General features: G+C 46.6%; 20 protein-coding genes. 2 read left to right on the forward strand and 18 right to left on the reverse strand.

Annotated elements, in window-relative coordinates; translation table 11 throughout:
- Positions 1-392: 392 nt before the first annotated feature.
- From CUJ83_RS10920 to CUJ83_RS10940, 5 genes are all read right to left on the reverse strand, one after another.
- Positions 393-635, reverse strand: coding sequence for a KEOPS complex subunit Pcc1 (locus CUJ83_RS10920; RefSeq protein ID WP_230742349.1), 243 nt, complete (start codon positions 633-635; stop codon positions 393-395).
- Positions 622-1,920 carry a RecJ family nuclease gene (recJ, locus tag CUJ83_RS10925; RefSeq protein ID WP_230742350.1) on the reverse strand — a complete coding sequence of 433 codons (1,299 nt, stop codon included), beginning with the start codon at positions 1,918-1,920 and terminating at the stop codon, positions 622-624. Before recJ ends, CUJ83_RS10920 begins: the two co-directional genes overlap by 14 nt.
- A gap of 19 nt (positions 1,921-1,939) precedes the next feature.
- The gene (locus CUJ83_RS10930) at positions 1,940-2,398 is read right to left on the reverse strand and encodes a 30S ribosomal protein S15 (RefSeq protein ID WP_369424183.1); all 459 of its coding nucleotides are present in this window, start codon (positions 2,396-2,398) and stop codon (positions 1,940-1,942) included.
- A 456-nt stretch (positions 2,399-2,854) separates the two neighbouring features.
- Positions 2,855-3,733, reverse strand: a complete 879-nt coding sequence (gene speB / locus CUJ83_RS10935; RefSeq protein WP_230742352.1) for an agmatinase — start codon at positions 3,731-3,733, stop codon at positions 2,855-2,857.
- A gap of 20 nt (positions 3,734-3,753) precedes the next feature.
- A complete protein-coding gene (locus CUJ83_RS10940; RefSeq protein ID WP_230742353.1) occupies positions 3,754-4,137 on the reverse strand; it encodes a translation initiation factor IF-5A in 384 nt (127 codons plus the stop codon).
- A gap of 384 nt (positions 4,138-4,521) precedes the next feature.
- Between CUJ83_RS10940 and CUJ83_RS10945 the strand changes: the two genes are divergently transcribed.
- Complete coding sequence (locus tag CUJ83_RS10945) at positions 4,522-5,340, forward strand: NAD(+)/NADH kinase (protein WP_230742354.1); 819 nt, start codon at positions 4,522-4,524, stop codon at positions 5,338-5,340.
- A 65-nt stretch (positions 5,341-5,405) separates the two neighbouring features.
- Here CUJ83_RS10945 and CUJ83_RS10950 read toward each other — a convergent pair whose 3' ends face one another.
- From CUJ83_RS10950 to kamA, 12 genes are all read right to left on the reverse strand, one after another.
- Positions 5,406-6,947, reverse strand: coding sequence for a DUF790 family protein (locus tag CUJ83_RS10950; RefSeq protein ID WP_230742355.1), 1,542 nt, complete (start codon positions 6,945-6,947; stop codon positions 5,406-5,408).
- On the reverse strand, positions 6,947-8,293 hold the full coding sequence (locus CUJ83_RS10955) for a DEAD/DEAH box helicase family protein (RefSeq protein ID WP_230742356.1): 1,347 nt from the start codon (positions 8,291-8,293) through the stop codon (positions 6,947-6,949). The genes CUJ83_RS10950 and CUJ83_RS10955 overlap by 1 nt, the downstream gene beginning before the upstream one ends.
- A gap of 103 nt (positions 8,294-8,396) precedes the next feature.
- Positions 8,397-8,864, reverse strand: a complete 468-nt coding sequence (locus tag CUJ83_RS10960; protein ID WP_230742357.1) for a DUF192 domain-containing protein — start codon at positions 8,862-8,864, stop codon at positions 8,397-8,399.
- 41 nt (positions 8,865-8,905) lie between these two features.
- Entirely contained in the window at positions 8,906-10,237 is a 1,332-nt protein-coding gene (locus CUJ83_RS10965) for an FAD-dependent oxidoreductase (protein ID WP_230742358.1), read from the reverse strand.
- Between the two features lie 480 nt (positions 10,238-10,717).
- The gene (locus CUJ83_RS10970) at positions 10,718-11,278 is read right to left on the reverse strand and encodes a hypothetical protein (RefSeq protein ID WP_230742359.1); all 561 of its coding nucleotides are present in this window, start codon (positions 11,276-11,278) and stop codon (positions 10,718-10,720) included.
- A gap of 126 nt (positions 11,279-11,404) precedes the next feature.
- Positions 11,405-11,569 (reverse strand): hypothetical protein, encoded by a 165-nt coding sequence (locus CUJ83_RS10975; RefSeq protein ID WP_230742360.1) that lies wholly within the window; start codon positions 11,567-11,569, stop codon positions 11,405-11,407.
- 157 nt (positions 11,570-11,726) lie between these two features.
- Positions 11,727-12,305 carry a 6-phospho-3-hexuloisomerase gene (hxlB, locus tag CUJ83_RS10980; protein ID WP_230742361.1) on the reverse strand — a complete coding sequence of 193 codons (579 nt, stop codon included), beginning with the start codon at positions 12,303-12,305 and terminating at the stop codon, positions 11,727-11,729.
- Positions 12,306-12,547: 242 nt separating this feature from the next.
- Positions 12,548-12,982: a hypothetical protein gene (locus CUJ83_RS10985; protein WP_230742362.1), complete on the reverse strand. Its 435-nt coding sequence runs from the start codon at positions 12,980-12,982 to the stop codon at positions 12,548-12,550.
- 104 nt (positions 12,983-13,086) lie between these two features.
- Entirely contained in the window at positions 13,087-13,329 is a 243-nt protein-coding gene (locus tag CUJ83_RS10990) for a hypothetical protein (RefSeq protein ID WP_230742363.1), read from the reverse strand.
- Between the two features lie 18 nt (positions 13,330-13,347).
- Positions 13,348-15,378 carry a methionine--tRNA ligase gene (metG, locus tag CUJ83_RS10995; RefSeq protein ID WP_230742364.1) on the reverse strand — a complete coding sequence of 677 codons (2,031 nt, stop codon included), beginning with the start codon at positions 15,376-15,378 and terminating at the stop codon, positions 13,348-13,350.
- Positions 15,379-15,499: 121 nt separating this feature from the next.
- A complete protein-coding gene (gene ablB, locus CUJ83_RS11000) occupies positions 15,500-16,333 on the reverse strand; it encodes a putative beta-lysine N-acetyltransferase (RefSeq protein ID WP_230742365.1) in 834 nt (277 codons plus the stop codon).
- Complete coding sequence (gene kamA, locus CUJ83_RS11005; protein WP_230742366.1) at positions 16,326-17,639, reverse strand: lysine 2,3-aminomutase; 1,314 nt, start codon at positions 17,637-17,639, stop codon at positions 16,326-16,328. The genes ablB and kamA overlap by 8 nt, the downstream gene beginning before the upstream one ends.
- Positions 17,640-18,077: 438 nt before the next feature.
- Here kamA and CUJ83_RS11010 point away from each other — a divergent pair, with 438 nt between their 5' ends.
- A complete protein-coding gene (locus tag CUJ83_RS11010) occupies positions 18,078-20,081 on the forward strand; it encodes a M50 family metallopeptidase (RefSeq protein ID WP_230742367.1) in 2,004 nt (667 codons plus the stop codon).
- A 20-nt stretch (positions 20,082-20,101) separates the two neighbouring features.
- Here the strand turns inward: CUJ83_RS11010 and CUJ83_RS11015 are convergent, their stop codons facing one another.
- Positions 20,102-21,316, reverse strand: a complete 1,215-nt coding sequence (locus tag CUJ83_RS11015) for an MDR family MFS transporter (RefSeq protein WP_230742368.1) — start codon at positions 21,314-21,316, stop codon at positions 20,102-20,104.
- Positions 21,317-21,382: the final 66 nt, after the last annotated feature.

Genomic DNA, 21,382 nt, shown 5'->3' on the forward strand with positions numbered 1-21,382 from the left:
GCGTCAACCGTGCAATTAAATTTTCGTGCCCTTGGAGAATCTTCGGGTCTTGTTTTAGCGTTGGTGACTTAGAGAGGTTGGTGCGTTGAGCCGAGCGTTAGAGGTGTTAGAGCATTGACGGTGATACTAGAGCCTTTGTGATTTGGTGAGCATTTTTGGTGCTTTTTGAGCTCTTAAAATATCATATAAAAAATTTTTGTGTTTCCGTGTTTCTGTGAAATTACGTGTCTACCTGCCATCCGACAGGCACAACCATAAAAAACTTCATCTTAAAGACCGGGTAAGTACGACACGTTCTTTCATTCTTAAAACCTGAGCAATACCCCGCTCATCAAAGATTTCGTGGTGAAAAATAGTGGACCTTCGAGCCCATAGAGCGCTTTACAATGAACTTAGTCTTCTGACGGCAGTACATCTTCACGGCCGCAGAGAACATCATCAACTACTTTTAAGTTAACAAGAAGATCATCCAGCGTCGTTAGCATTGAACCCAGACTGTCAGAACTAACAGTGGTGATGACTCTGCCTTTTTCAGGCACTGTCTTGATATTTTCCAGGTTGTCCACGCTGATGGCGCGGGAAGTGAGTTCCGCGTTATCGGTCTCGATGACCATATACGCCCTACACTTTACCACTTAACTGCCCCCTCACAATCCTGTTGACAGCGTTAAGGAACTCCAGTTCCTGGCCGGCGGGTATTGAAGCGCCGGACGCAATGTTATGGCCGCCGCCGTTGCCTCCAACGGCTTTTGCGCCCTCGCGGACCGCGACTGAAAGGTCCAGGCCGTTCCTTATTAGCTCTGCAGTGCCTCTTGCCGATATTTTGATCTTTCCATTCTCCCGGTTAAGGACTATGACAGGCTTATCCGTCATTACATAGCGGATAACCGTCGAGGCTATGGCACCGGTGACATCGCTGCTTTCTATATCGATGTAACGTAGAGAGCCCATATCTTTTATACGGCCTATTGCGTCGCTAAGGGCATCCAGGATCTGCCGGGAATAGTCAAACCTCTTTGACTCTGCTTGGGCCATAGCGGACTCGTCTCTCAGGCATATCGACAGCCCCAGTGCAGGCTCATCCATTTTGCCGCATGAATTAACCGTATTAGTAAAATCGTAAATATCTTTAATGAGTTCCTTGTTCAGGAGATAAACGTCCCCGAACAACGCCTCTAAAGAATCCGGCGGGGATCTTTTAAGCAGCATTTGGGATAGCGCGCTGCTGAGACGCTTAAGGTCTTCACCGTTGAGCGTCTCAATCTTTCCGGATAGTTGCAGTTCGCTTAAAAATTTCACGGTATCTTTGTGACTTCCCGAAAAATCAAAATAAGGATCTATGGAATATTCAAGGACTTTATCAAGGTCCCCTCTGCCCAGCTTTAAGCCTTTTTCTACTGAGATCACGCCGCTTTTGATCGCTTCGTCTAGAATGTCCTTGTTGGGACCGATCATCTTTTGCTTATCGCCTATGGCGCCGGATATCGCAAGTCCTGCCAGGTCTACGTTGTCCCCGAGTATCCTTGCCAGAGAATAGGTGACGCCGGAAGCGGATACCTCTATCGCACCGTCCAGTCCCAGCATGTGAGGATTTACCTGAATGTTCTTATGCTCGCCATGAGGGACGTGATGGTCAAGGATCACGGCATCGAACATATTTACAATATCGGGATGCCCGGAACCCATGTCACAAAAAATGACGGGCTCTGACGGATCGAGCTTATCGATGATAGAATGGTCAAGGTTGCTGATAATGGTCGCTTGAAAATTAATGTTAAGGCGCTGTAAGGCCTGACATATAATTCCACAAGCTGTGATCCCATCAGCATCGTGATGGGACACAACTCGTATGAATTTATGTTCTTTGATCTTTTCCGCTGCAGGTTTCGCGATACCGGAAAGTTCAGCGAGCTTTGACATCGCGATCCCGTTTGAAGCCTTATCTCGATATAAGGATCTCTGCGGTTGCCGGGGAGTATACCCAGTCCATCGGTAATACACCGGATGCGTGGTAGTATTTTACGAGCCTTCTTATCTTAGACTCGGTAAGCTGTAAAGCTCTCTTGTTGTGAAGATCGTGGTGGTTCTCGGCAAGGTGCTTGTGCAGGCCGATAGCCTTCTTTATGAGGTTCGTCAGGTCTTCCGGTAACTTGGGTCCGACGTTGTTTTCCTTCAGGATCTTTGATACTTTCTTGCCTGTGACCTGCTTTATGTCAGGAACGCCATACTTGTCCCTTAAAGTTATGCCGATCACGCTGGTCGGAACGTTCTGGGACGCCATGCCCGTAACTAACTTCTCTACTTCTTCCTTCTTCATTGTTAACCATGCGGGAGAGGCTTTCCTTACAGGCTTTGTTGATTTTGCCCTTCCCTTTCTGCGAGTATGCATTTTAGCCATAATAACCCTCTAATAATCTTAAATTTTTTAATATCTCTGTATAGTGATGAATTTACAGTTCAATACGTGGCGAAGATGTAGTTTAATATGTGGCCTAGCATATATAATTTTTGCCAGAGAACGAGCAATAGGACCAATACCGGGACATAATTTTATCATACATGCCGGGTCATTATGCTGATCACGTTTATACGACTATGAATTCTAAGCTGTGTATCCAGTAGCTCACTTGTGCGTACGATCATTGTCGAATATTAATGTGAAGTAATACGCTGCACATCGATATGATACGCTACCTGCCCGACCATTAACATACTACACGACAATAAATGTTTTAACCATCATACGGGACACTGCACCGGGTTGACAAACGTGAAAAGCAGATGGAATATTGGAGAGCCGGGATATTACCTGGCTCATTTCCTGTACCCCCTACTTGAAGCGGACAAAAATAGCTTATATATTTTTAGCCTGCTGCATCGACTTCCATTTCGCCGCTATGAATTCCCTGATCAGCTTTGCGCCAAGGACGGATGTCACGTCGCCGCTATCATATTCCGGCGATATCTCCACGACATCAAAGCCCACAGTTCTCGGTGCGAAGTGCCTGATGACGGTCCTGACCTGCCTCGGCGTCATGCCGAAAGGCTCAGGCGTCCCCAGACCAGGAGCATATGCCGGGTCGATGGCATCCATATCAAGTGAAAGATAGATCCTGTCACAGCCAGCCAGATAGCTATCGGCTTCCTCAAGGATCGAATCTATGCCCATGGAATCTACCTGGTTCGCGGTGAATACTTTAATGGAGTCATTCTGTCTGATATAGTCCCATTCTTCCTTCGGGCCGCTCCTTATGCCTATCGAGACATATTTATCGGCCAGGTCCTCGATCACATGCCGCGATACGCAGGCATGGCTGTGCTTGACGCCGCCATATTCCGGCCTCAGGTCACAGTGGGCATCCATTACGACGAACCCTATCTTTTCATTGTAGGCTTTAACGCAAGGATAGGTAAGCGAGTGCTCTCCGCCCATCATGATGGGTATTTTGCCCGCTTTCACTATCTCCGAAGCGCGCTCGTACACGACCTCGAGAGTCTCATCCACGTTGACATAGGTATCACAGTCGCCCATATCGTGTATGGGGACGTCATCCAGATCGACGTCAAGGTCCTGGTTATATGTCTCGAAGTTGTAAGATACTTTCCGCATAGTCATCGGCGCCCATCTTGAACCCATCCTGAAGGATGAGGTCCTGTCGTAGGGCACGCCGTAGATCACGAACTCCGCTTCGTCAAATGACTCGTTCGCCTCGGCGAAAAGATTAAGGTTCATAGTTTTTTATCCCTGCAGGATCATCTCATCTGGATCTTCATCTTGCCCATGCTGGAGATGTACTGTATCTCCTCACCCTGGACGACCTTGTCCTTTAAGTCCTCTGGTATTGGAAGCTCGAAGGTCGAGAAATCAGAAGTATCCATGAGCTGGGCTACGTCGCCCGATATGGAAAGTACCTGTGCGGACTTTCTCTCTACGACCGGCACATATATCCTTGCGCTGACCGGCTGGACAATGGACCTCTTGGATCCGTCGAATATGCCGACTGCATCAACTCTTGCCTTTGCTGCACCGTGCTTTCCGGGCTTGGAGTGCTGGACCGACACTGCGACACATGGTTCTTCATCGATCAGTAAGTACTTTCCTTCCTTAACGCTACCCAATTCTGATTGCTGCTTCATTGAAATTTCCTCCGTGATTTATTAACATTAATAAGCATTGAATAGATCTAATATCCAATTTCAAAGGCCTTGACCACTCTTTTAATAACAGTAGACAAAGCCGGCTAGGCTAACTATTAACACAATCCCGTATAAATATTTAATGCAAGTATCGATAAGTAAGCCCATAAAGAAATAAGTTTAGCGTCTTATTATACTTTTATCGCAAATGTAGCAAATAACTGGATATCCATTAAATACTTAAAAAGCGGAGAAATATAGAGTTCGTCCTTTGATCGATAAGGGAGCTTTAATCATAAATACCTCAATCCAAATGTTAAACCGCAAAGAGAATATAGCCCATAAGCGCAAAATATTTACCAGCACTAAATCAAGGTTACTTTCATGAAAGCGAATTCGGTCGGCATTATCACAAGGCTTGATGTTAAGGACCCGAAGAACATCATTTCGTCCTTCGTCAAGCACTTATCATTTAAGGTAAAGATATTTGTCGATCCGGTGACTGCCGCAATGACAGGCATAAAGGATGTCACCGAGGTCGATGAAATGTATGCTGACCTTATCCTTATTTTCGGCGGCGATGGCACGATATTGAGAACTTTACAGCTACTCCCGAAGCCGACACCGATACTCGGGATAAATATGGGCGAGGTAGGGTTCTTAACAGTGGTTGACCCGGAAAGCGCTTTTTACATGATCGATGACATTATCGAGAACTTTGAGATCGTGGAAAGGTCAAGACTTGCCGTAAAGCTGAACGAGTTCGAGCTTCCGAGCGCGATGAACGAGGCGGTCATCATAACCTCCAGGCCGGCAAAGATATCGAGGTTCAGGATATATATTGATGATAAGCTTATGGAAGATATTCGCGCCGATGGTGTTGTCATAGCTACGCCGACGGGCTCTACTGCCTATGCCATGAGCGCGGGAGGGCCGATAGTCGATCCCCGTGTCAACGCTTTCATAATCGTGCCGCTCGCGCCGTACAAGCTCTCGGCAAGGCCGTGGGTAGTGCCCGCATCCAGCGAGATAAGGCTGGAGCTGTTAAGGGAAGAAAAGGAGTCTATGGTGGTCATCGACGGGCAGTACACCGCAAATATCACGAAAAACGACGTACTGACTTTTACGAAATGTGAGTCGCCAGCCATTTTCGTAAAGTTTGGCGACAAATTCTATGACCTGGTCAGGGAGAAACTAACATAGATCATCATGAGATAAAACGGACCTTAATAAGCCAGGTCGTTTCAAATTATGAGCGTTTTTCCGTATCACTTTTTATTTATCACTGCGCTTTCAGGATCAAGGCCGCTCCACTTTACAGTATAACCAAGCAGCTTTAATACAGGATCGGCAGCAGATATGCCTTTTGAGTTGATGGTCTTTACAGCTTCATGATACGGCATTGTGTTTTTAAGGGACGTTTCCAGTCCTTTAATCAACACTTTACTGACGAGCTCATCGCCGGCGATCACATATCCGTTAATCCCGGGGCTCTCCGCATATATCCTGATCGAGTCCGAGGGGATATGTTCCCTTTCTGCAATAACTGCGACAGAGATGACATCACCTGTAAGAGTTAATTCCATGCCCGCAATTTTTTCCAGCCCCTTTCTTATCAGCACATCATCAAACTCTTTTAGCCGGTCCAAAATTTGTTTTAACGGTATCTTTTTATCAAAGAATATGACGTCCCCGATGATATCTTTTAGAGCATCGCATGCCATCTTTGAATTTACTAGGACTATCAGGTTCTTATCCTTTATCTCATGGAGTTTTTCGGATTTTTTCCTGAGATAATCCGCTGTCCAAAAGCCGGCTATCTCTATGTATACTTTGATTCCGTCCTTCTCAAGTAAAAAGTCGGGTATGTAAAGACGTTTTCCCGTTATCAAAGGCTCGGGTTCTCTTATTATGCTCCAGCCGGTGCCGGCGTTGACGAACGATTCATAAAACCGCTCTTCTGGCTCACTGTCAAAACTAATATCCTCCTGATACATCAGGTCACCGAAAAGGTGTCGGCAGCCTTTTTCTGACATGCGGAAATGATATATGCGGGGCTCTCCGGAATAGTCCTTTCTAACGATGGAAGCTTCCATCTCCCATCCCGGAGCCATCACAATAAACGGCAGCAGCCTTGCTAAAGAGGTCCCATATCGTTCCGTCATTTTCAGGGCGGATACAGGGCCGTCTAGGGATATTTCAACACGGCCGTCCAGATATCTCGCATCATACATCAGGCCAAGTCTTTTAACGTTGCGTAATATGTCTTGATGGTTCCCTGATGCTGTGAATCTGAGATCTACGGCTTTAAACAATAATGTCTGAGCTATGGAAAGATTATACCTGTATACCAACTCTGCAGGAGTCAAAGGCGTGAACTGTTTCAGAAGAAGCTCGTTCTCGAGATCGGCATACATGGACGCTTCGACTTCCTTTTCAGTCATTTCCAGTATTCCTGCAGCTTCTTTTATGGCCGATGACCTCTGTGCATCTGATATCACAGGGAATTGCCTGGCTGCTACTCTGAAGACGGTCTGGCGTATCTCTACGGGGTCCAGAGAGCTTTCCACGACAAGCTCGCATCTTCTTTCCAGCAGCGCGACAAGGCCTCGTACAAGCCGGTAGTCGAATCCCTGGTCCTCCATTTCCTCAAGAATATCCTTCAATTCGCCCAGCTTCTTTCCCGTGCTGTCTTTGAAGATGCCGATCATATCACCGGCAAGCTCAAGGTACTCTTCCGAGGGCTCGATGAAGATAGGGGATATTTCGCCTCTCCATACCTTTGTCTTTAAAAGTTCCGACGGCAGCATTATTTATCCACCGCCTCGTTTCTTCTTCTTGAAGAGCCTTCTTCCATCGTGCTTTTCGATATTATCTCATACAGGACGGCTTTTTTATCGCCCTTTTTCCGCAGTATACGTCCTAGCCTCTGTATGAACTCCCTCTTACTGCCGCTTCCGCTCAGGATGACGCCTACATTAGCGTCAGGAACGTCGACGCCCTCGTCAAGCACTTTTGACGTTACGAGAACCCGATATTCCCCGGTCCGGAACTTTGACAGGTTAGCTGTCCTTTCATCCTTTCGTGTGGTATAGGTGATGAAAGGTATAAGGAACTCCCGAGAAATGCGATAGACCAGGTCATTATGTTCCGTGAATATCAGCACCCTGTCATCCGGGCCCGAATGCTTACTGAGTATTTCCGACAGGGTCTTAAGTTTGGACGAGGAATTTAAAGCAGTAAGCCTTGCCCTGTGCCTGGCCAGGATGGCATCTCTAGCGGCCCTGTCCCTTCCGCTTCTCATGACAAGTCTCTCAAAATCCCGGGGAGTCCTGAGTATGATATTATTATCGCTCAGGTATTTCCTGTAAGCGTCATAGTTCGTGCGGTATTGTTCCTCTTCATCGGGGAGTAATTTTACATGGATACGCTTCAGGTCAAAGTTCGCGAGGTGGACGCCCTCCATGCTCTCCACGCTAATCTCGAAAATCTTACCGCCTATCAGCCTGGAAAGCTCTTTGTGAAGACCATCAGGCCTTTCATAGGTGGCCGTCAGCCCCATCCGCGCGGGACATGCGAACATCTCGGCTATACTGGAATATCCCGGCGAAGGTAAATGATGCGCTTCGTCAAAAACGATAAGCCTGAACCTGTTCCCGAGCTCTGATGCCCGGATATATGCCGTATCATAAGTCGCGACCGTTACAGGGCCCAGCTTATGCTCATCGCCGCAATAAGTTCCTGCCTCGATGCCGAACTCATCCTCGATCTTCGCCTTCCACTGGTCTAGTAGATCCAGCGTCGGCACTATGATTATAGCAGGATTTGATATGGAGACCGCTTTTAATGCAATAAGGGTCTTTCCGGAGCCTGTCGGTAATACCAGGGCACCCCATTTTTCAGCCCTCAGCCATGCTGCGATAGCATTATCCTGATAATCGCGAAGGACCGTATTCATCCTGAGCTCCGGGCAGGGCACCGGGTCGAGGACATCGTCCTTATATGAAAAACCGGATGCGTCCAGGTATGTTTTAATATCCCTGTAGTACAGGGCCTGGGCACGGTACGCTTCCACCCTTTTGTCCCAGAATGAGTTAGGGACCTTGATACTCCCCTTTATGAGAATTGTGCCCTTATCGAAGGTAAGATGGATCATTGTCTATAAAAAGGTAGGAAATTAAATAAATTTTCTGTAATGTAATATTCGACGATCATGAGAATCGTTAATATTTTGAAATAAAAGGTATGGATTAAAAAGATCAGTCAAGGATTAGTTTCACTTTATCCCCTATCTTTATCCCGTGTTCCTCGCAAAAACCGCCATTGACCTCTATCACACATATACATTCATCACATGGCTCCAGCGGTGTAGTATCAAAGGGTACTGCCTTATATTTTATATCTACAACGGTCCCGTCATCGTTAATATAGATCATATCAAGCGGGATCAAGGTGTTTTTCATCCAGAAGGCGTGCTTTGCAGGATAGTCAAAAACGAATATCATCCCGGAATCGCTATCCAGGTAAGTACGATTCATCAGCCCTTCCATCCTTTTCTCGTGAGTGTCGGCAACTTCCAGGCTTATTTTAACAGGCTTATTATCCGAAGTGTATACTACGGCATTAGGAGTGACGGACTCCCATCCATATGAGACGAACTGAAACGCCATTATCAATATAATAATTCCAATAAAAGCGATAACTATCACTTTCAGAGAGTTTTTCATAATAAGATGTATCTTATCAATGGATTTAAAGCTTAACGATATTAGATGCGTCCCAGCCTGGACATATATGAGGCCCAGGATAAGTATGCCTGCTGGAACTGGCCTTCACTGATCACAGGCTTGACCCCTTTCCACCTTTCCTGCAGGAAACTAATGCCTGCCGGGGAGTTATGTAAACACCTCATACCCTGACATGCTCCGAACCCGACGCGATTATATTTAGAGATATCTACGCCGTTTAAAAAGTCCATAGGTATGAGTCGATCGACAGCGCTCTCGCAGTTACAAATGATCTTTGTCGGTGGATCCTTCTTAAAAACGTCAGGCAACGGCGTTTTTGTGCTGCATTTTCCGCTGGCTCCGAGAAGCCGCATCGCCAGGTCCGAGACCTTCTCCGCGACAAGCCTGTAAGTGGTCAATTTTCCGCCGGCGACCGTGATCGACCCGCCGTCCTCCAGTATTTGATAGTCTCTCGAAAGGCTCCTGCCGTCACCGCTGCCGAGCAGAGGCCTGATACCCGAAAAAGCTCTGATGACTCGGGCATACTTCACTGAAGGCAGAAGCATCGAAGCTTCTCGTATCAATTCCTTAAACTCGTCCCTCGTCGGTACTGTGCTTATCGAGTTTGAAGATGTTGTGCCTATCAAGGACGTCGTATGGCATGGGACAATAATATCGCCGTTAGTCGGCGGCCTCATCCGGTTCAGGATAATATCGCTGACTCTTCTCTCGGTAACGAGTAAGGTTCCCTTATTTGGCTGTACAGGTAACGTTTTACGACCTGAAGACCTCAGCAGCCTCTCACATTCATGGCCGGTAGCATTAACTACGATCTCGCCGGTTATCCTGCTCCCGTCGTCCAGGATCACTGAGCTTTCATCGATATTGATGACGCTCTTACCGATGATGATCTCAGCCCCGTTCTTGTATGCGTCGTACATGTTCGCTAGTGTCAGAAGGAACGGATCAATTCTAGCGTCATTGGTCCGGATACATCGTATGGCGGCAGAGTTAGGGGAATCTGACGGGGATATCTCCTCTACAGGTATTCCCGATATTTTACACGATGGGATAAGAACATCCCCGTATGCGGCATCATCTTCTGTTATCGCTAAAAAAAGGCCTCCGGTATCTTCGATACATTCCGAAGCGATGTCTTTCAGGACAAGGTTCTCCTCAGCGCATTCTCTGGCAGAGCCGGCGTCCTTTACGGCATATCTTGCCCCGGAATGAAGCAGGCCGTGGCATCTTCCTGTGGCGGACGCCGCAGGTGAATGCTTTTCTATGAGAGTAACGCTCATGCCTCTTAAGGTAAGGTCCCTGGCTATTCCGGCGCCGGTTATGCCTCCGCCGATCACGATAACATTTTTCATCCGTACTTTTAAAAGGACCGTATTCACATAAAACTTTTGAGGCGCTCTGCATCCTTCTAAGCGACCACTAATAATTCTATAAGTAACTCAAAAATCGCTAAAATCATTATGATAAAAATCATTTTCCGTTATTAGGCAAGCCGTTCATTTTTATCTTTAAATACTGGATTTATAGTGTAAAGCTCCTTCATGACATGGAAAGAATATATATGTTAAAAAATGGTATTAATTCCTGAGGAGCTATAAGGAACCAAATCATGTCGTACAAAGGTGAGTTCTGTCCTCATGACCCTGACATTTTCTGTCAGGAAGATCTCTGCGCCAATTGCTTCATTTACTTTACAATAATTGAGGCAAATAAGCCAGGGAGTAAAAATAGCGCCTTATGCATATGATAGGGTGACAGGGAACATTTTTATGTGATATTGTCTATTATGGACTTACAATTTTGAAATTAGTTATTTGATACAGTTTTTTTCATCAAATCGTTTTAATATTTGAGATAGGAATAATGCCGTTATTCCTTATGGAATCAGAACTTATCATCCTGATCCGGTAATCGGGACATTCAAGTATCTCCGAAGATATTTTTTCCCATCGCTCCCCCGGAGCCAGCACTATAGAAGAGCCGCCATAATTCAGCTTGATCGTACCGTTATCCATGATATCTTCCACTATGAGGTCCCCGAACTTTTCAGGTGTCGAATATACCCCGAAGATCATGTTCGAAACTCCGTAGCCGGCATCCTGGACCATATTTTCCCCGACACCGAGTAATGCTTTTAAAGAGCCTTTATCCGATAACCCTATATTTCCCGTCAATGACCGATTCCCGGCATCATAATGATATATGGAACCTTCAAGAGCCTGGCGGGGATAATCACCGCTGATAAGCTTACCCCGGGTATGGTTTAAATGCTCGATAAAGACTATGGAATTTTCATTATACGCAGGAGCCGTTATCTGTTCATATGCGATGCATGCGCCCGGTAAAATGAGCATCAATGCGATAAGAGATGCCGTAAGCTTCCATTTTTTCATTCCAACATACCACCCGTATCATTTTATCGTGTTCGTGTTTTTCACCCGGCTTAGTATCCCCGGACAGGCAAAGGACACGTAATACATGTTTTTGGGACGTTGTTTCATGAGACCATGCGGTATCGGCTAAACCCGGTCATGGGCGCATCCATTGACCGTTGCCAGAAATTTTTGAATATCCGAAAAAACATACTTAAAGCATATGGCCCTCAGGGGTGCCGGGAATATCCTAAATGATGTTATTGAGAATGGAACGATAAAAATTATTTCCAAATTTTTATTTAATTCCATGATTTAGTGTATATTTGGTATGGATATATAAGTAATCATTAATTATATCGACGATAACAGCATTTATCGATTAAATTTGGATTATAATAAATCGACAATTTATAGATTCTGTATCAATTGCTCAAAAATATATGTAAAAAAGATGAATAGAAGATGCTCATTCAAGAACAGTGTGTCTCATCTTTAGATGAGATTCGTCAACGCCCTTGACGATCATCAGCTTTGCTATGAAACTGTCTAAGAATACTGCTGTCGTGAGCTCGAAAACGGTCCCCAGCGGAGTGAGGGATTTATGGTCGCCGCTTAGCTGCCTTTCCATATACTCCGTCTCATTAGTGCGCCTGGAGTTTGAGTCGACCAATACGACAAGGTCTGACATCCTTCCGAGCACGGACTCCCTGTTAGACGTTACCGTTATGACCTTTACATTTAGCTTCTTACATATCTCTCCGAACTCGGATATTGTACGGGTGTTACCTGAGCCGGATATCGCGATCACGACATCGCCTGCCGATACAGCAGGGGTTATGATCTCGCCTACGACATATACCTGGTACCCGATATGCATCAATCTCATGGCAAAGGACTTTGCTACAAGGCCGCTTCTCCCGGCCCCCATTACAAAAATACGATTGGCGGAGTTTAAAAGGTTCGCAAATTCATCCATGGTCTCATCATCGATGGACTCGGACATATTCCTGAGATGATCGGCCAGTACATTAATAGTCGCATGCATTATCCGGTTAGAATCTAATGATTTATTATCAATATACTTGGGGTCTTGAGGTGCTTTAACGGTCAAATCTTGCATATTACGGCCTCTAATCGTTTAGGGTGCGTCGATGGTTGTGCAATTATTTGAAGAACTCCTTTAAATAGCTTTTCCATAAAAACACCCTGCAGGACAAACGAATAAAATAGACGCACATTTATAATCTATTGTAAATTATTTTCCCGTAACGCTTCTAAAATAGACCGTTAGTTTTCCTTGTTAGCCTCTATCACCTGAAGCCGCCAGCTATTGCATGCGCTTAACTCTTCAAACAGCTGGTTTATCTTTGGCTCGTTACCGTCCCACAGCAGGGAAAGGTCAGTGTCGGCGGCCTTCAGTTTCTCGATGATGCTTATCGCAAGCCTTCTCAGTGCTTTTTTCCTGGAGAAAGGCACATTGAATATCGTCTTATAGCCCTCATCGGATTTTGAATAGGAGACCACGACATAATCATCCATCCGGTAGCGGTTAATGTCTGAGTAAGGGCAGATAGTCTCATACTCATAGAAAAGTGTCGAATCGACCTTTGAAAATGATAAAAGGATGCTTGCGAGGGTGTCCCTTTCGACATCCTTCCTGAGATATATCGTGACCTTGCCGATCGTACAGGTGATACGGGCACTCTTATCATGACGCTCCATGATATAAAGCGTCGTGTCGGTCTTTGTATCTATCTCAGCTGTCGTGATACTTCCCCCGCTTATGCAAATATTCAGCGTTTACACTATGACATGTTCTAAGGAATTTAATGATATTTATCTAATATATCTGATAGTTTTCGCCTGGTCTCAACGGGTATCGCATCAGGGCTCGTGGCTATGGCACCGCAGAGCGCGCTCTGGCACCTGCAGGAGCTGATCTCAGGTATCCGGGTGATTGACTCTTTAATGATGTCCTGTACCGCTTTTTCATTTTTCACTGCATTTTCTATGACCTGCTCTTTTGATAGAAAAGTGGAAAATGAGACTATAATAAAAAATAAAGGCATCAAGAGATGCCCAACATTTTACCTTACTTTAGCGCCCGGCTCTGAAGACTTCTCCGGCACAAGCAGAGTCGCGCCATGGGAATCAGCCGCGAGTATCATGCCATTCGATTCAATGCCCATGATCTTTGCAGGCTTCAGGTTGGCGATGACTATCACGGTCTTGCCGACCATCTCTTCCGGCGTGTACTGTTCTGCTATTCCCGACAGTATCTGGCGGGGCTGAGGCTCACCGAGGTCGACCATGTTCTTCAAGAGCTTTTTGCTTCCCTTGACACGCTCGCTCGCTAATATCTTACCCACTCTAAGGTCCATCTTCGCGAAATCGTCGATGGTTATGATCTCCGGCTTCTGCTCCTCTTCGGCCTTCTTGCCTGCGCCTTTCGCGTCCGCCGCCCTGACCCTGTCCTCGAGTATTTTTTCCATCTCCGCTATCTTTTTATCCTCCAGTTTTGAGAACAGAATGGCAGGCTTGCCTCTCTTTAAGCCGGCATCATACGGAACTAAAGCATCGTCGATCGTAGCGTTGACCAGCGAGCCTTTCTCATAGCCGATCATCGTCCATATCTCTTCTGCCTTTTCAGGTATGGTCGGCTCTGCAAGTATAGCCAGTGCCTTTACTATCTGCATACAGTTATACAGTACTGCCTCGCAAGCCGCGGGATCCTCTTTTATGAGTTTCCAGGGCTCATGGCTCTGGAAATAGGTATTTCCAAAGTCCGCCAGAGTGATTATCGAGTCGCAGATCTTCTTGAACTCGTAGTTATCCAGCTCTGACTTTGTCACATCCGCTGCGATCTTTATAGCGTCCATGACGCCCGGCTCTATCTCTCCCTTGATGTCGACGTTCTTAGACTCGATGAACGTGAGCACCCTGTTCACGAAATTGCCGAAGCTTCCTACAAGCTCTTTATTGACCTTCATCTGGAACTCTTTCCAGGAGAAGTTTATGTCTTTGGTATGGGACGTGTAGCTAAGGATATAGTACCTGAGAAGGTCGGGATGGAAACCGTGTGCGAGATAGTCGTCCTGGACCCATACTATGTAGCCTCTGCTCTTAGAGAATTTTTTATCGTTGACCTTGATCATTCCCGAAGCGACAACACCCCACGGAAGAGTGTAGTTCGCCCCCTTTAGCATCGCGGGCCAGAATATGCAGTGGTGGTAGATTATGTCCCCGCCTATGAAATGTATGATACGGGAGTCGCCTTTCCAGATCTCCTCCCAGTTCCTGCCCGCCGATCTCATATATTCCTCGGTGAAGGCGATATACCCTATCGGAGCATCCACCCACACGTATACGACAAGCTCATCATGCCCGGGGTATTTGACACCCCATTCAAGGTTCCTGGTTATGCACCAGTCTTTAAGGTCTTTCGCCCATTCCTTCGCATAGTTTACTGCATTGGGTGTCGCGTGCAGCGTATCAAGATACTCCGTCAGGAACTGCCCGAACTCGGATAACTTAAAGAAGAAATGCTCCTGTGTCCTCATTTCTGCATTTGAGCCGCATACCCTGCATTTCGGATCCTTGATCTCTCCGGGCTCCAGATGGCGCTGGCAGCCGATATCGCATTCGTCGCCCCTGGCGGTCTGGCCGCAGTACGGGCATATGCCTTCGACGTAGCGGTCAGGCAGCCCTCTGGCACATTTGGGGCAGTATGCTATGCTGATGTTTTTAGGATAGACGTAGCCGTTCTCCTCCAGGTCAAGGACGATGGAACGGGTCCTTTCATGGTTGGTAATATCGTCGGTGCTGCCATACCTGTTGAAATTTATACCCATCTTTTTAAATATCTCATCGAAATGAACGTGATATTTTTTAACCAGTTCAGCCGGCGTGATCTTCTGTTCCTCCGCATTGACCACGATAGGGGTGCCATGAGTGTCAGAACCGCAAACGAAAACCGTATCCTGGCCCATCTTCCTTAAGGTCCTCACGAACATGTCAGCCGGTATATACGTCCTGAGGTGGCCGATGTGACAGGAGCCGTTGGCGTACGGCAGCCCGCAGGTCACCAATACTGGTTGTTTGCAAGGGAAGTTTGACATTAATATTCTCCTCTATATGTTTATGTCATTAAGATACTGATCAGTTATAAACGAACTAAATCCAGTATACGTGGCTAGTATAGTATAAAGGTTACTATGCTATCGGGTATAGATACGAAGCTTATAATGATTTATACCAGACGTTCATGCTTTCGAATGAGCCGCATATATTAGTATTGTTGATCAAGGTCCCGCCATACCTATATCCTGACCTTGAGAAGGTGCAGTTCATGGGCCCCGATACGGCACGGGCTATAGTGTAAGCCACTTTCATACTCATTTTTCGCATGTCATCTTCCATCGCTCCGAGAAGATATGTGGAGAGCCCTTTTCCCCTGTGCTCCGGCAGTGTCGCAAAATCAGTCATTTCCACGTTCTTTAGCTTAATGTCCATCTCTGAAGAAGATACTGCGACAGGCTTACCTTTCTCCCTTATACAGAAATACTTAAAATTCTCCTGCATTGTCCTTAGAATATAGGAAGGATCGAATACAGGGAAGGGATAAGTCTCGAACACTTTTTTATAGATCCCGGCAATGTCGTCAGCATCGGAGGGCTCCGCCAGTCCGAATGTATAGCCGGGGTCCAGCGAACGGGGCCTGGCTTCACAAGCGACCTTTAAAGCCGTCGACAGTGAAGATTTTATGGCAGGATCCCCGGAAAGCCTTGCTCTGCCTGGATCCAGATATTTGGCGAGAAAATATCCGTCTTCCCTGCCATTGTAAAATTTAGGTATCCTGGCCTCGACGACATATCCGTTCTTCAAAAATCTATTAATGGCAAGACCTACCACCTTTGCGAATATCTTCGTATAGCCGTTATTTCTTGCGAGCCCGTCCAGTACGGGTATTATATCAGGAATGTCTTCAAATGAAAGCTTCATCAGATATATACGGTCATTATAATGGCCGTGTTGTATGACGCTCTTACCTATCGTCGTAACAGTATCACTCATCTGCCCTTCTCTCCATGCGTGCCGTGTTTTCCGGGACAAGAGAGATGACCGGATCATGATCGCACATCAGCTTCGCTATGCCTACGGACTTTGATTCATCCCCGCCTTCAATGCTCATGTGCATGTTGCAGCCAGAGCAGTGGCCGTCGCAATATGGGGGCTTGTATGATTCAGGCTCCGTATAGGTGGTTATGACACCTTCGTAGTTCCTGAGCACGACCTTGTTGGCAGACCAGGATATCAGGTAGTTGGGCATCACAGGTATCTTTCCGCCCCCTCCCGGCGCATCTATAACGTATGTCGGGACAGCGAAGCCGCTTGTATGACCGATAAGGTTCTCTATGATCTCTATCCCTTTGGCCACGGACGTGCGGAAATGTGCCAGCCCTTCCGATAGGTCGCACTGGTACATGTAATATGGCCTGACCCGGTTCTTGACGAGCTTCCTGCAAAGCTGTTTCATGATCACCGGACAGTCGTTTACACCTGCCAGCAGCACTGTCTGGTTCCCGAGAGGGATACCTGCATCGGCAAGCTTCCTCAGCGCCTCGCGTGAAGAGTTCGTAAGTTCCTTGGGGTGGTTAAAGTGAGTGTTAATCCATAATGGCTGGTGCTTTTTTAGCATATCAACGAGCTCGTCCGTCACCCGATAAGGCAATACGACGGGCATCCTTGTGCCTATTCTCACTATCTCAACATGGGGTATGTTATCCAGCTCGGTCAGTATCCAGTCAAGATGATCATCGGGGAGCATGAACGGGTCCCCTCCCGAGAGAAGAACATCTCGTATCTCCGTATGGTCTTTAATGTATTCGATGGCCTTCCTGACCTCAGACTTATCTGGTATCGAGTCGATGTTCCCCACCCTTCTCTTTCTCGTGCAGTGCCTGCAATACATTGAGCAGACATTGCTGACGAGGAACAGCACACGATCCGGGTACCGGTGGGTGATGCATGGAGCCGGGCTGTCTTTGTCTTCAGCCAGTGGGTCTTCCATATCGCATTGTTCGACCAGAAGTTCCGAAGGTGAGGGAAAGCTCTGTTTGTACACGGGATCGTTTTTGTAATCGGCTGCATCGATCAGCGAAAGATAATAGGGGGTTATGCTGAGCGGGAATATACTAATGGTCTTTTCCAGCTCCGCCCTTTCCTCATCGTCAAATTTTATTCCGAGTAATTCCTCGAACGTGGGGATGTCGCGTATCGTATGCCTTACCTGCCACTTCCAGTCTTTCCAGTTAGAAATGACCGTGTCGGCATCGATTTTCTTTGCTATCATTTTCTGTGTGTTTGAAAAAATTTCCATATATTGACCTCCACGTCTCATGAACGTTAAACCTGACCTTATTTATAATTTTCCTAAAGAGGTGAAAGAAAAATTTTGATATTTAAAGAATTTAGCACTTACGCAATCCGTTTTTAATTTAATAAATTAAAAAATATACAAATAATTTTAAGTCGATATTATACAATTTATAAAAATCACATAACATAATTATTTGTTATTATTACAGATATCGAATAGTCTTAATTGATTTTATGACACGTTTTAAAAATTATATTTTTAATTTTATTAGATAGATCCTTTCACCTATCATTTTAATTACCAGGCCAATGTATGCCTTTCACATCATAAATACAATAACATGACCGGAGCGTTTCCAGGATAATATAATATCGAAAGGTTTAAATTTTACACAATAATTCAGATTAGAAAGCGTTTATCTTTGTGGGGCAAGTAATCATGAAAAGATCATCGGCACTTATTCCGGTAATAATTTTTATAATCTTATTCTCATGGGTATCAGTGGCATATAGCCAGGCAGTTCCTGAAAAGGCATGGGACCTGACCTTCGGCGGGCTTTACGAAGACAGGGGTTTCGGCATAGTAAAAGCACCTGACGGGGGTTATGTCAGTGTCGGAACGACAGTCAAGGACAGCAGCAGCTCTACTGACATATTTATTTTAAAGACAGATAGCGACGGGAACATTATATGGAACAAGACAATAGGCGGGCCCAGGCATGAGTGGGTTTATCATCTCATCAGGGATTCTGACGGAAATTATGTGCTGGCGGGCACCGCCATGTCCTCTAAACCCGCCGCCACCTGGGACGTCCTGTTAATAAAATTCGACGATAACGGGAACATCATCTGGCAAAAGGAATATGATACCGACTATATCGAGGTAGCTTTTAACGTCGCAGAAACTTCGGATAATAATTACGTTGTCACGGGATATATCTACCCGGATCCCCGTAACAACAGAGATTCTCAGGTCATTTTGATAAAGGTTGATAAGAACGGCGACCAGATATGGAAAAAGACCTATGGCGGAAGTTCGATCGACTGGGGTAAATACATAGTACAGACCTCTGAAGGAGGATTCCTCATCACCGGCTGGTCTGAGTCATTCGGCACAGGGGACCGTGACGTATATGTCATAAAGACAGATAAGGATGGCAACCTTGTGTGGCAGGAGAACTATGGAGGTACTGCCAATGATATGGGATACTGCGGTATCGAGACATCGGACGGATATCTTATCGGCGGGCACACGGCATCCATGGGAGCGGGCATGGATGATATTTACCTCCTGAAGATAAGGAAGAACGACGGCAGCGTCATCTGGGAAAAGACATACGGGGGTGCCGGTACCGATGTCGGTTGTACCATTATGCCCGTTAAAGATCATTTCATAGTAGCAGGAAGTACTTCCTCAAAAGGGAACGGAGGTTCGGACTATTACGTGTTCAGGATTGACGGGAACGGCAACCAGATATGGGACCTCACATATGGTTTTGAATACGAGGACGCATGCGCAGGTTTCTATGCGGATGAAAATACGATAGCCCTTACCGGACTAAGTCGTCCCGATAATACGACAGCGAATGCGCTTCTGGTGAAATACGGACAGGAACAAGAAACGTCCGCCCCTGTCGATCCGGTCGCACCCGTCGCGGCAGTTGTGGTAGGTTCGAGCGTAGGGTTGCTGGGGCTATTATGGGGTAAGATATCGGGCGCGTTAAACATAGAGGGTAGGTTATCGGATATCTTCAAAAAGGTATATGACTTCGTTTTCGGATACGTGAAAACGCACGTTAAGGCGCTATTATTCCGAAAGGAGTCACAGATGAGGAAAGTCCAGGCAACGCAGAGACATGCCTTTTTATTAGGTTTTTCCTCATATGAACTGCTCATTTTTGCCATAGCGTCAGTGATGCTGGGCATTTCATACATGATAGCTAAAGGCGAGGCGCTTCTGCCGAACTTTATAGCAATATATGTGTTCACAGGCGGAGTGGCGCTGATACTTCACGATCTGGCACACAGGTATTTCGCACACAAATACAGGGCTGTGTCCGAGTACAAGTTCTGGGGACTGGGCACCATAGCCATGTTCCTGACCGCGTTCTTCTTCGGCATAGTTTATGCCCTGCCTGCCAGGACCGTGATCAATAACCAGAAAGACCTAAAGCAAAATGAACTGGGCACCATATTCCTCGCGGGACCCGCAGTGAGCTTCGTCATCGCACTGGTATTTTTGGCCGCGTCAGCGCTCGGCGGGATATTCTGGGAGATAGGAATGCTGGGATTCTCGATGAACCTGCTGTCCGCCGTATACAGCCTTATGCCATTTGACCCGATGGACGGGAATAAAGTATTGAAATGGGATAAGGTAAAATGGGGAGCGATATTCGTCCCCGTGCTGGTAATATACCTGATCATAAAGATCTTTATGCCGTAAAGATGGCCTGCGCGGCCATCTTAAATGGCCGTGGGCCGGTCAACTTCGAATGATACTCTCGATCGCAGGAATATGAACCCGGCCATGCAAAGGATAGCTATTCCGCCCAGTATGATCCACATCATCTCTATCCGGGCCGAGTAAAAGTCCATAAGGTACCCGCCAACCATCGGCCCGAACGCTATTCCGCCGTTGCTCAGCACTCCTGCCACGCTCATATATCTCCCCCGCATATCGGAGGGTGCCATCTGCGCGACGATAGCCATCGACGGCGGGGTGATGACCAGTTCTCCGACGCTTATGATGAACATCGCGAACAACAGCCCCCGGAAGTCCGTACAGAAGCCCACTATCACGAACCCGATCGCATAGATGGACGACCCTGCGGCCAGGGACGTCGTCAGCCTGAAATGTTCAAGATATCGCGCCACAGGGTACTGGAAGAATACTATCATAAGCCCGTTCAGCGAGAACAGCAGGCCTATCTGCGACTCCGGCACGTTTGCGAATATACCCGAATATGAGCTGAAGGTGGTCATCATCTGCGAGTATACCAGCATGATCAGTCCCGATACAGCGCAGAATATGATGAATGGCCTGTCCATCCAGGGAGACATATGTTCCAGGCGTATCAACTTTCCCGTGATACCGGGCAGCGTATCCCTCAAGATCACCAGTGATATTATCATGTATATCCCGCTGGTGACGGCAGTCATGAAGAACATCAGCGAGTATGAGTGCATCGCCATTATTCCGCCAATAACAGGGCCTATGGCGAAACCGAGATTAGCTCCTATCCGGATCAGGCTAAAAGCCCCGATCCTTTCTCCGGGCCCTGCGACATCGGCCACCATGACCTGGGGGATGTTACGATAAAGCCCGCCTGCGATCTCCCTCAATGTCAACAATATCAGGAATTCATCGTACCCCGCATCGGAGATCACAGCGAACCCCAGCAGGGTAAAAGCTACCATCTGTATGAGCAGCCCTATGTTCATCATTATTTTTCGGCCGACACGGTCGCATAGTTCTCCGCTTACGACCTGAGTTAAGGCACCTGCCACTGCCGCCACCATAAGTGCGAACCCTACGCTTCCCATGGGTATTCCTTTATAGCCGTAGAGATAAAGCGAGATGAAAGGGTAGGCTATCGAAAAGCCGAAAGCGTTTATCAAAGAGCCTATGACAAGTACCCAAATCTGCCTGTCATACCTCGAAAATATATTCCCCTTCATAGGACCACGCTCTCAGTACAACGGCACACTAAGGATATAAAGGTTTGTATAATAATGAATAAATAC

The sequence above is a fragment of the Methanooceanicella nereidis genome (assembly GCF_021023085.1).
Lineage (GTDB): Archaea > Halobacteriota > Methanocellia > Methanocellales > Methanocellaceae > Methanooceanicella > Methanooceanicella nereidis.

Bases quoted from the DNA above. Each gene is read 5' to 3' on its own strand.
- CUJ83_RS10950 (WP_230742355.1), bottom strand. From the start codon at position 6,947: ATGCTGCCGTCGGAACTTTTAAAGACAAAGGTATGGAGAGGCGAAATA.
- CUJ83_RS10945 (WP_230742354.1), top strand. From the start codon at position 4,522: ATGAAAGCGAATTCGGTCGGCATTATCACAAGGCTTGATGTTAAGGAC.
- CUJ83_RS10990 (WP_230742363.1), bottom strand. From the start codon at position 13,329: ATGCCTTTATTTTTTATTATAGTCTCATTTTCCACTTTTCTATCAAAA.
- CUJ83_RS11010 (WP_230742367.1), top strand. From the start codon at position 18,078: ATGAAAAGATCATCGGCACTTATTCCGGTAATAATTTTTATAATCTTA.
- CUJ83_RS10975 (WP_230742360.1), bottom strand. From the start codon at position 11,569: ATGGAATTAAATAAAAATTTGGAAATAATTTTTATCGTTCCATTCTCA.
- metG (WP_230742364.1), bottom strand. From the start codon at position 15,378: ATGTCAAACTTCCCTTGCAAACAACCAGTATTGGTGACCTGCGGGCTG.
- ablB (WP_230742365.1), bottom strand. From the start codon at position 16,333: ATGAGTGATACTGTTACGACGATAGGTAAGAGCGTCATACAACACGGC.
- CUJ83_RS10965 (WP_230742358.1), bottom strand. From the start codon at position 10,237: ATGAAAAATGTTATCGTGATCGGCGGAGGCATAACCGGCGCCGGAATA.
- speB (WP_230742352.1), bottom strand. From the start codon at position 3,733: ATGAACCTTAATCTTTTCGCCGAGGCGAACGAGTCATTTGACGAAGCG.
- CUJ83_RS10955 (WP_230742356.1), bottom strand. From the start codon at position 8,293: ATGATCCATCTTACCTTCGATAAGGGCACAATTCTCATAAAGGGGAGT.
- kamA (WP_230742366.1), bottom strand. From the start codon at position 17,639: ATGGAAATTTTTTCAAACACACAGAAAATGATAGCAAAGAAAATCGAT.
- CUJ83_RS10960 (WP_230742357.1), bottom strand. From the start codon at position 8,864: ATGAAAAACTCTCTGAAAGTGATAGTTATCGCTTTTATTGGAATTATT.
- CUJ83_RS11015 (WP_230742368.1), bottom strand. From the start codon at position 21,316: ATGAAGGGGAATATATTTTCGAGGTATGACAGGCAGATTTGGGTACTT.
- CUJ83_RS10940 (WP_230742353.1), bottom strand. From the start codon at position 4,137: ATGAAGCAGCAATCAGAATTGGGTAGCGTTAAGGAAGGAAAGTACTTA.
- CUJ83_RS10970 (WP_230742359.1), bottom strand. From the start codon at position 11,278: ATGAAAAAATGGAAGCTTACGGCATCTCTTATCGCATTGATGCTCATT.
- hxlB (WP_230742361.1), bottom strand. From the start codon at position 12,305: ATGCATGCGACTATTAATGTACTGGCCGATCATCTCAGGAATATGTCC.
- CUJ83_RS10930 (WP_369424183.1), bottom strand. From the start codon at position 2,398: ATGGCTAAAATGCATACTCGCAGAAAGGGAAGGGCAAAATCAACAAAG.
- recJ (WP_230742350.1), bottom strand. From the start codon at position 1,920: ATGTCAAAGCTCGCTGAACTTTCCGGTATCGCGAAACCTGCAGCGGAA.
- CUJ83_RS10985 (WP_230742362.1), bottom strand. From the start codon at position 12,982: ATGGAGCGTCATGATAAGAGTGCCCGTATCACCTGTACGATCGGCAAG.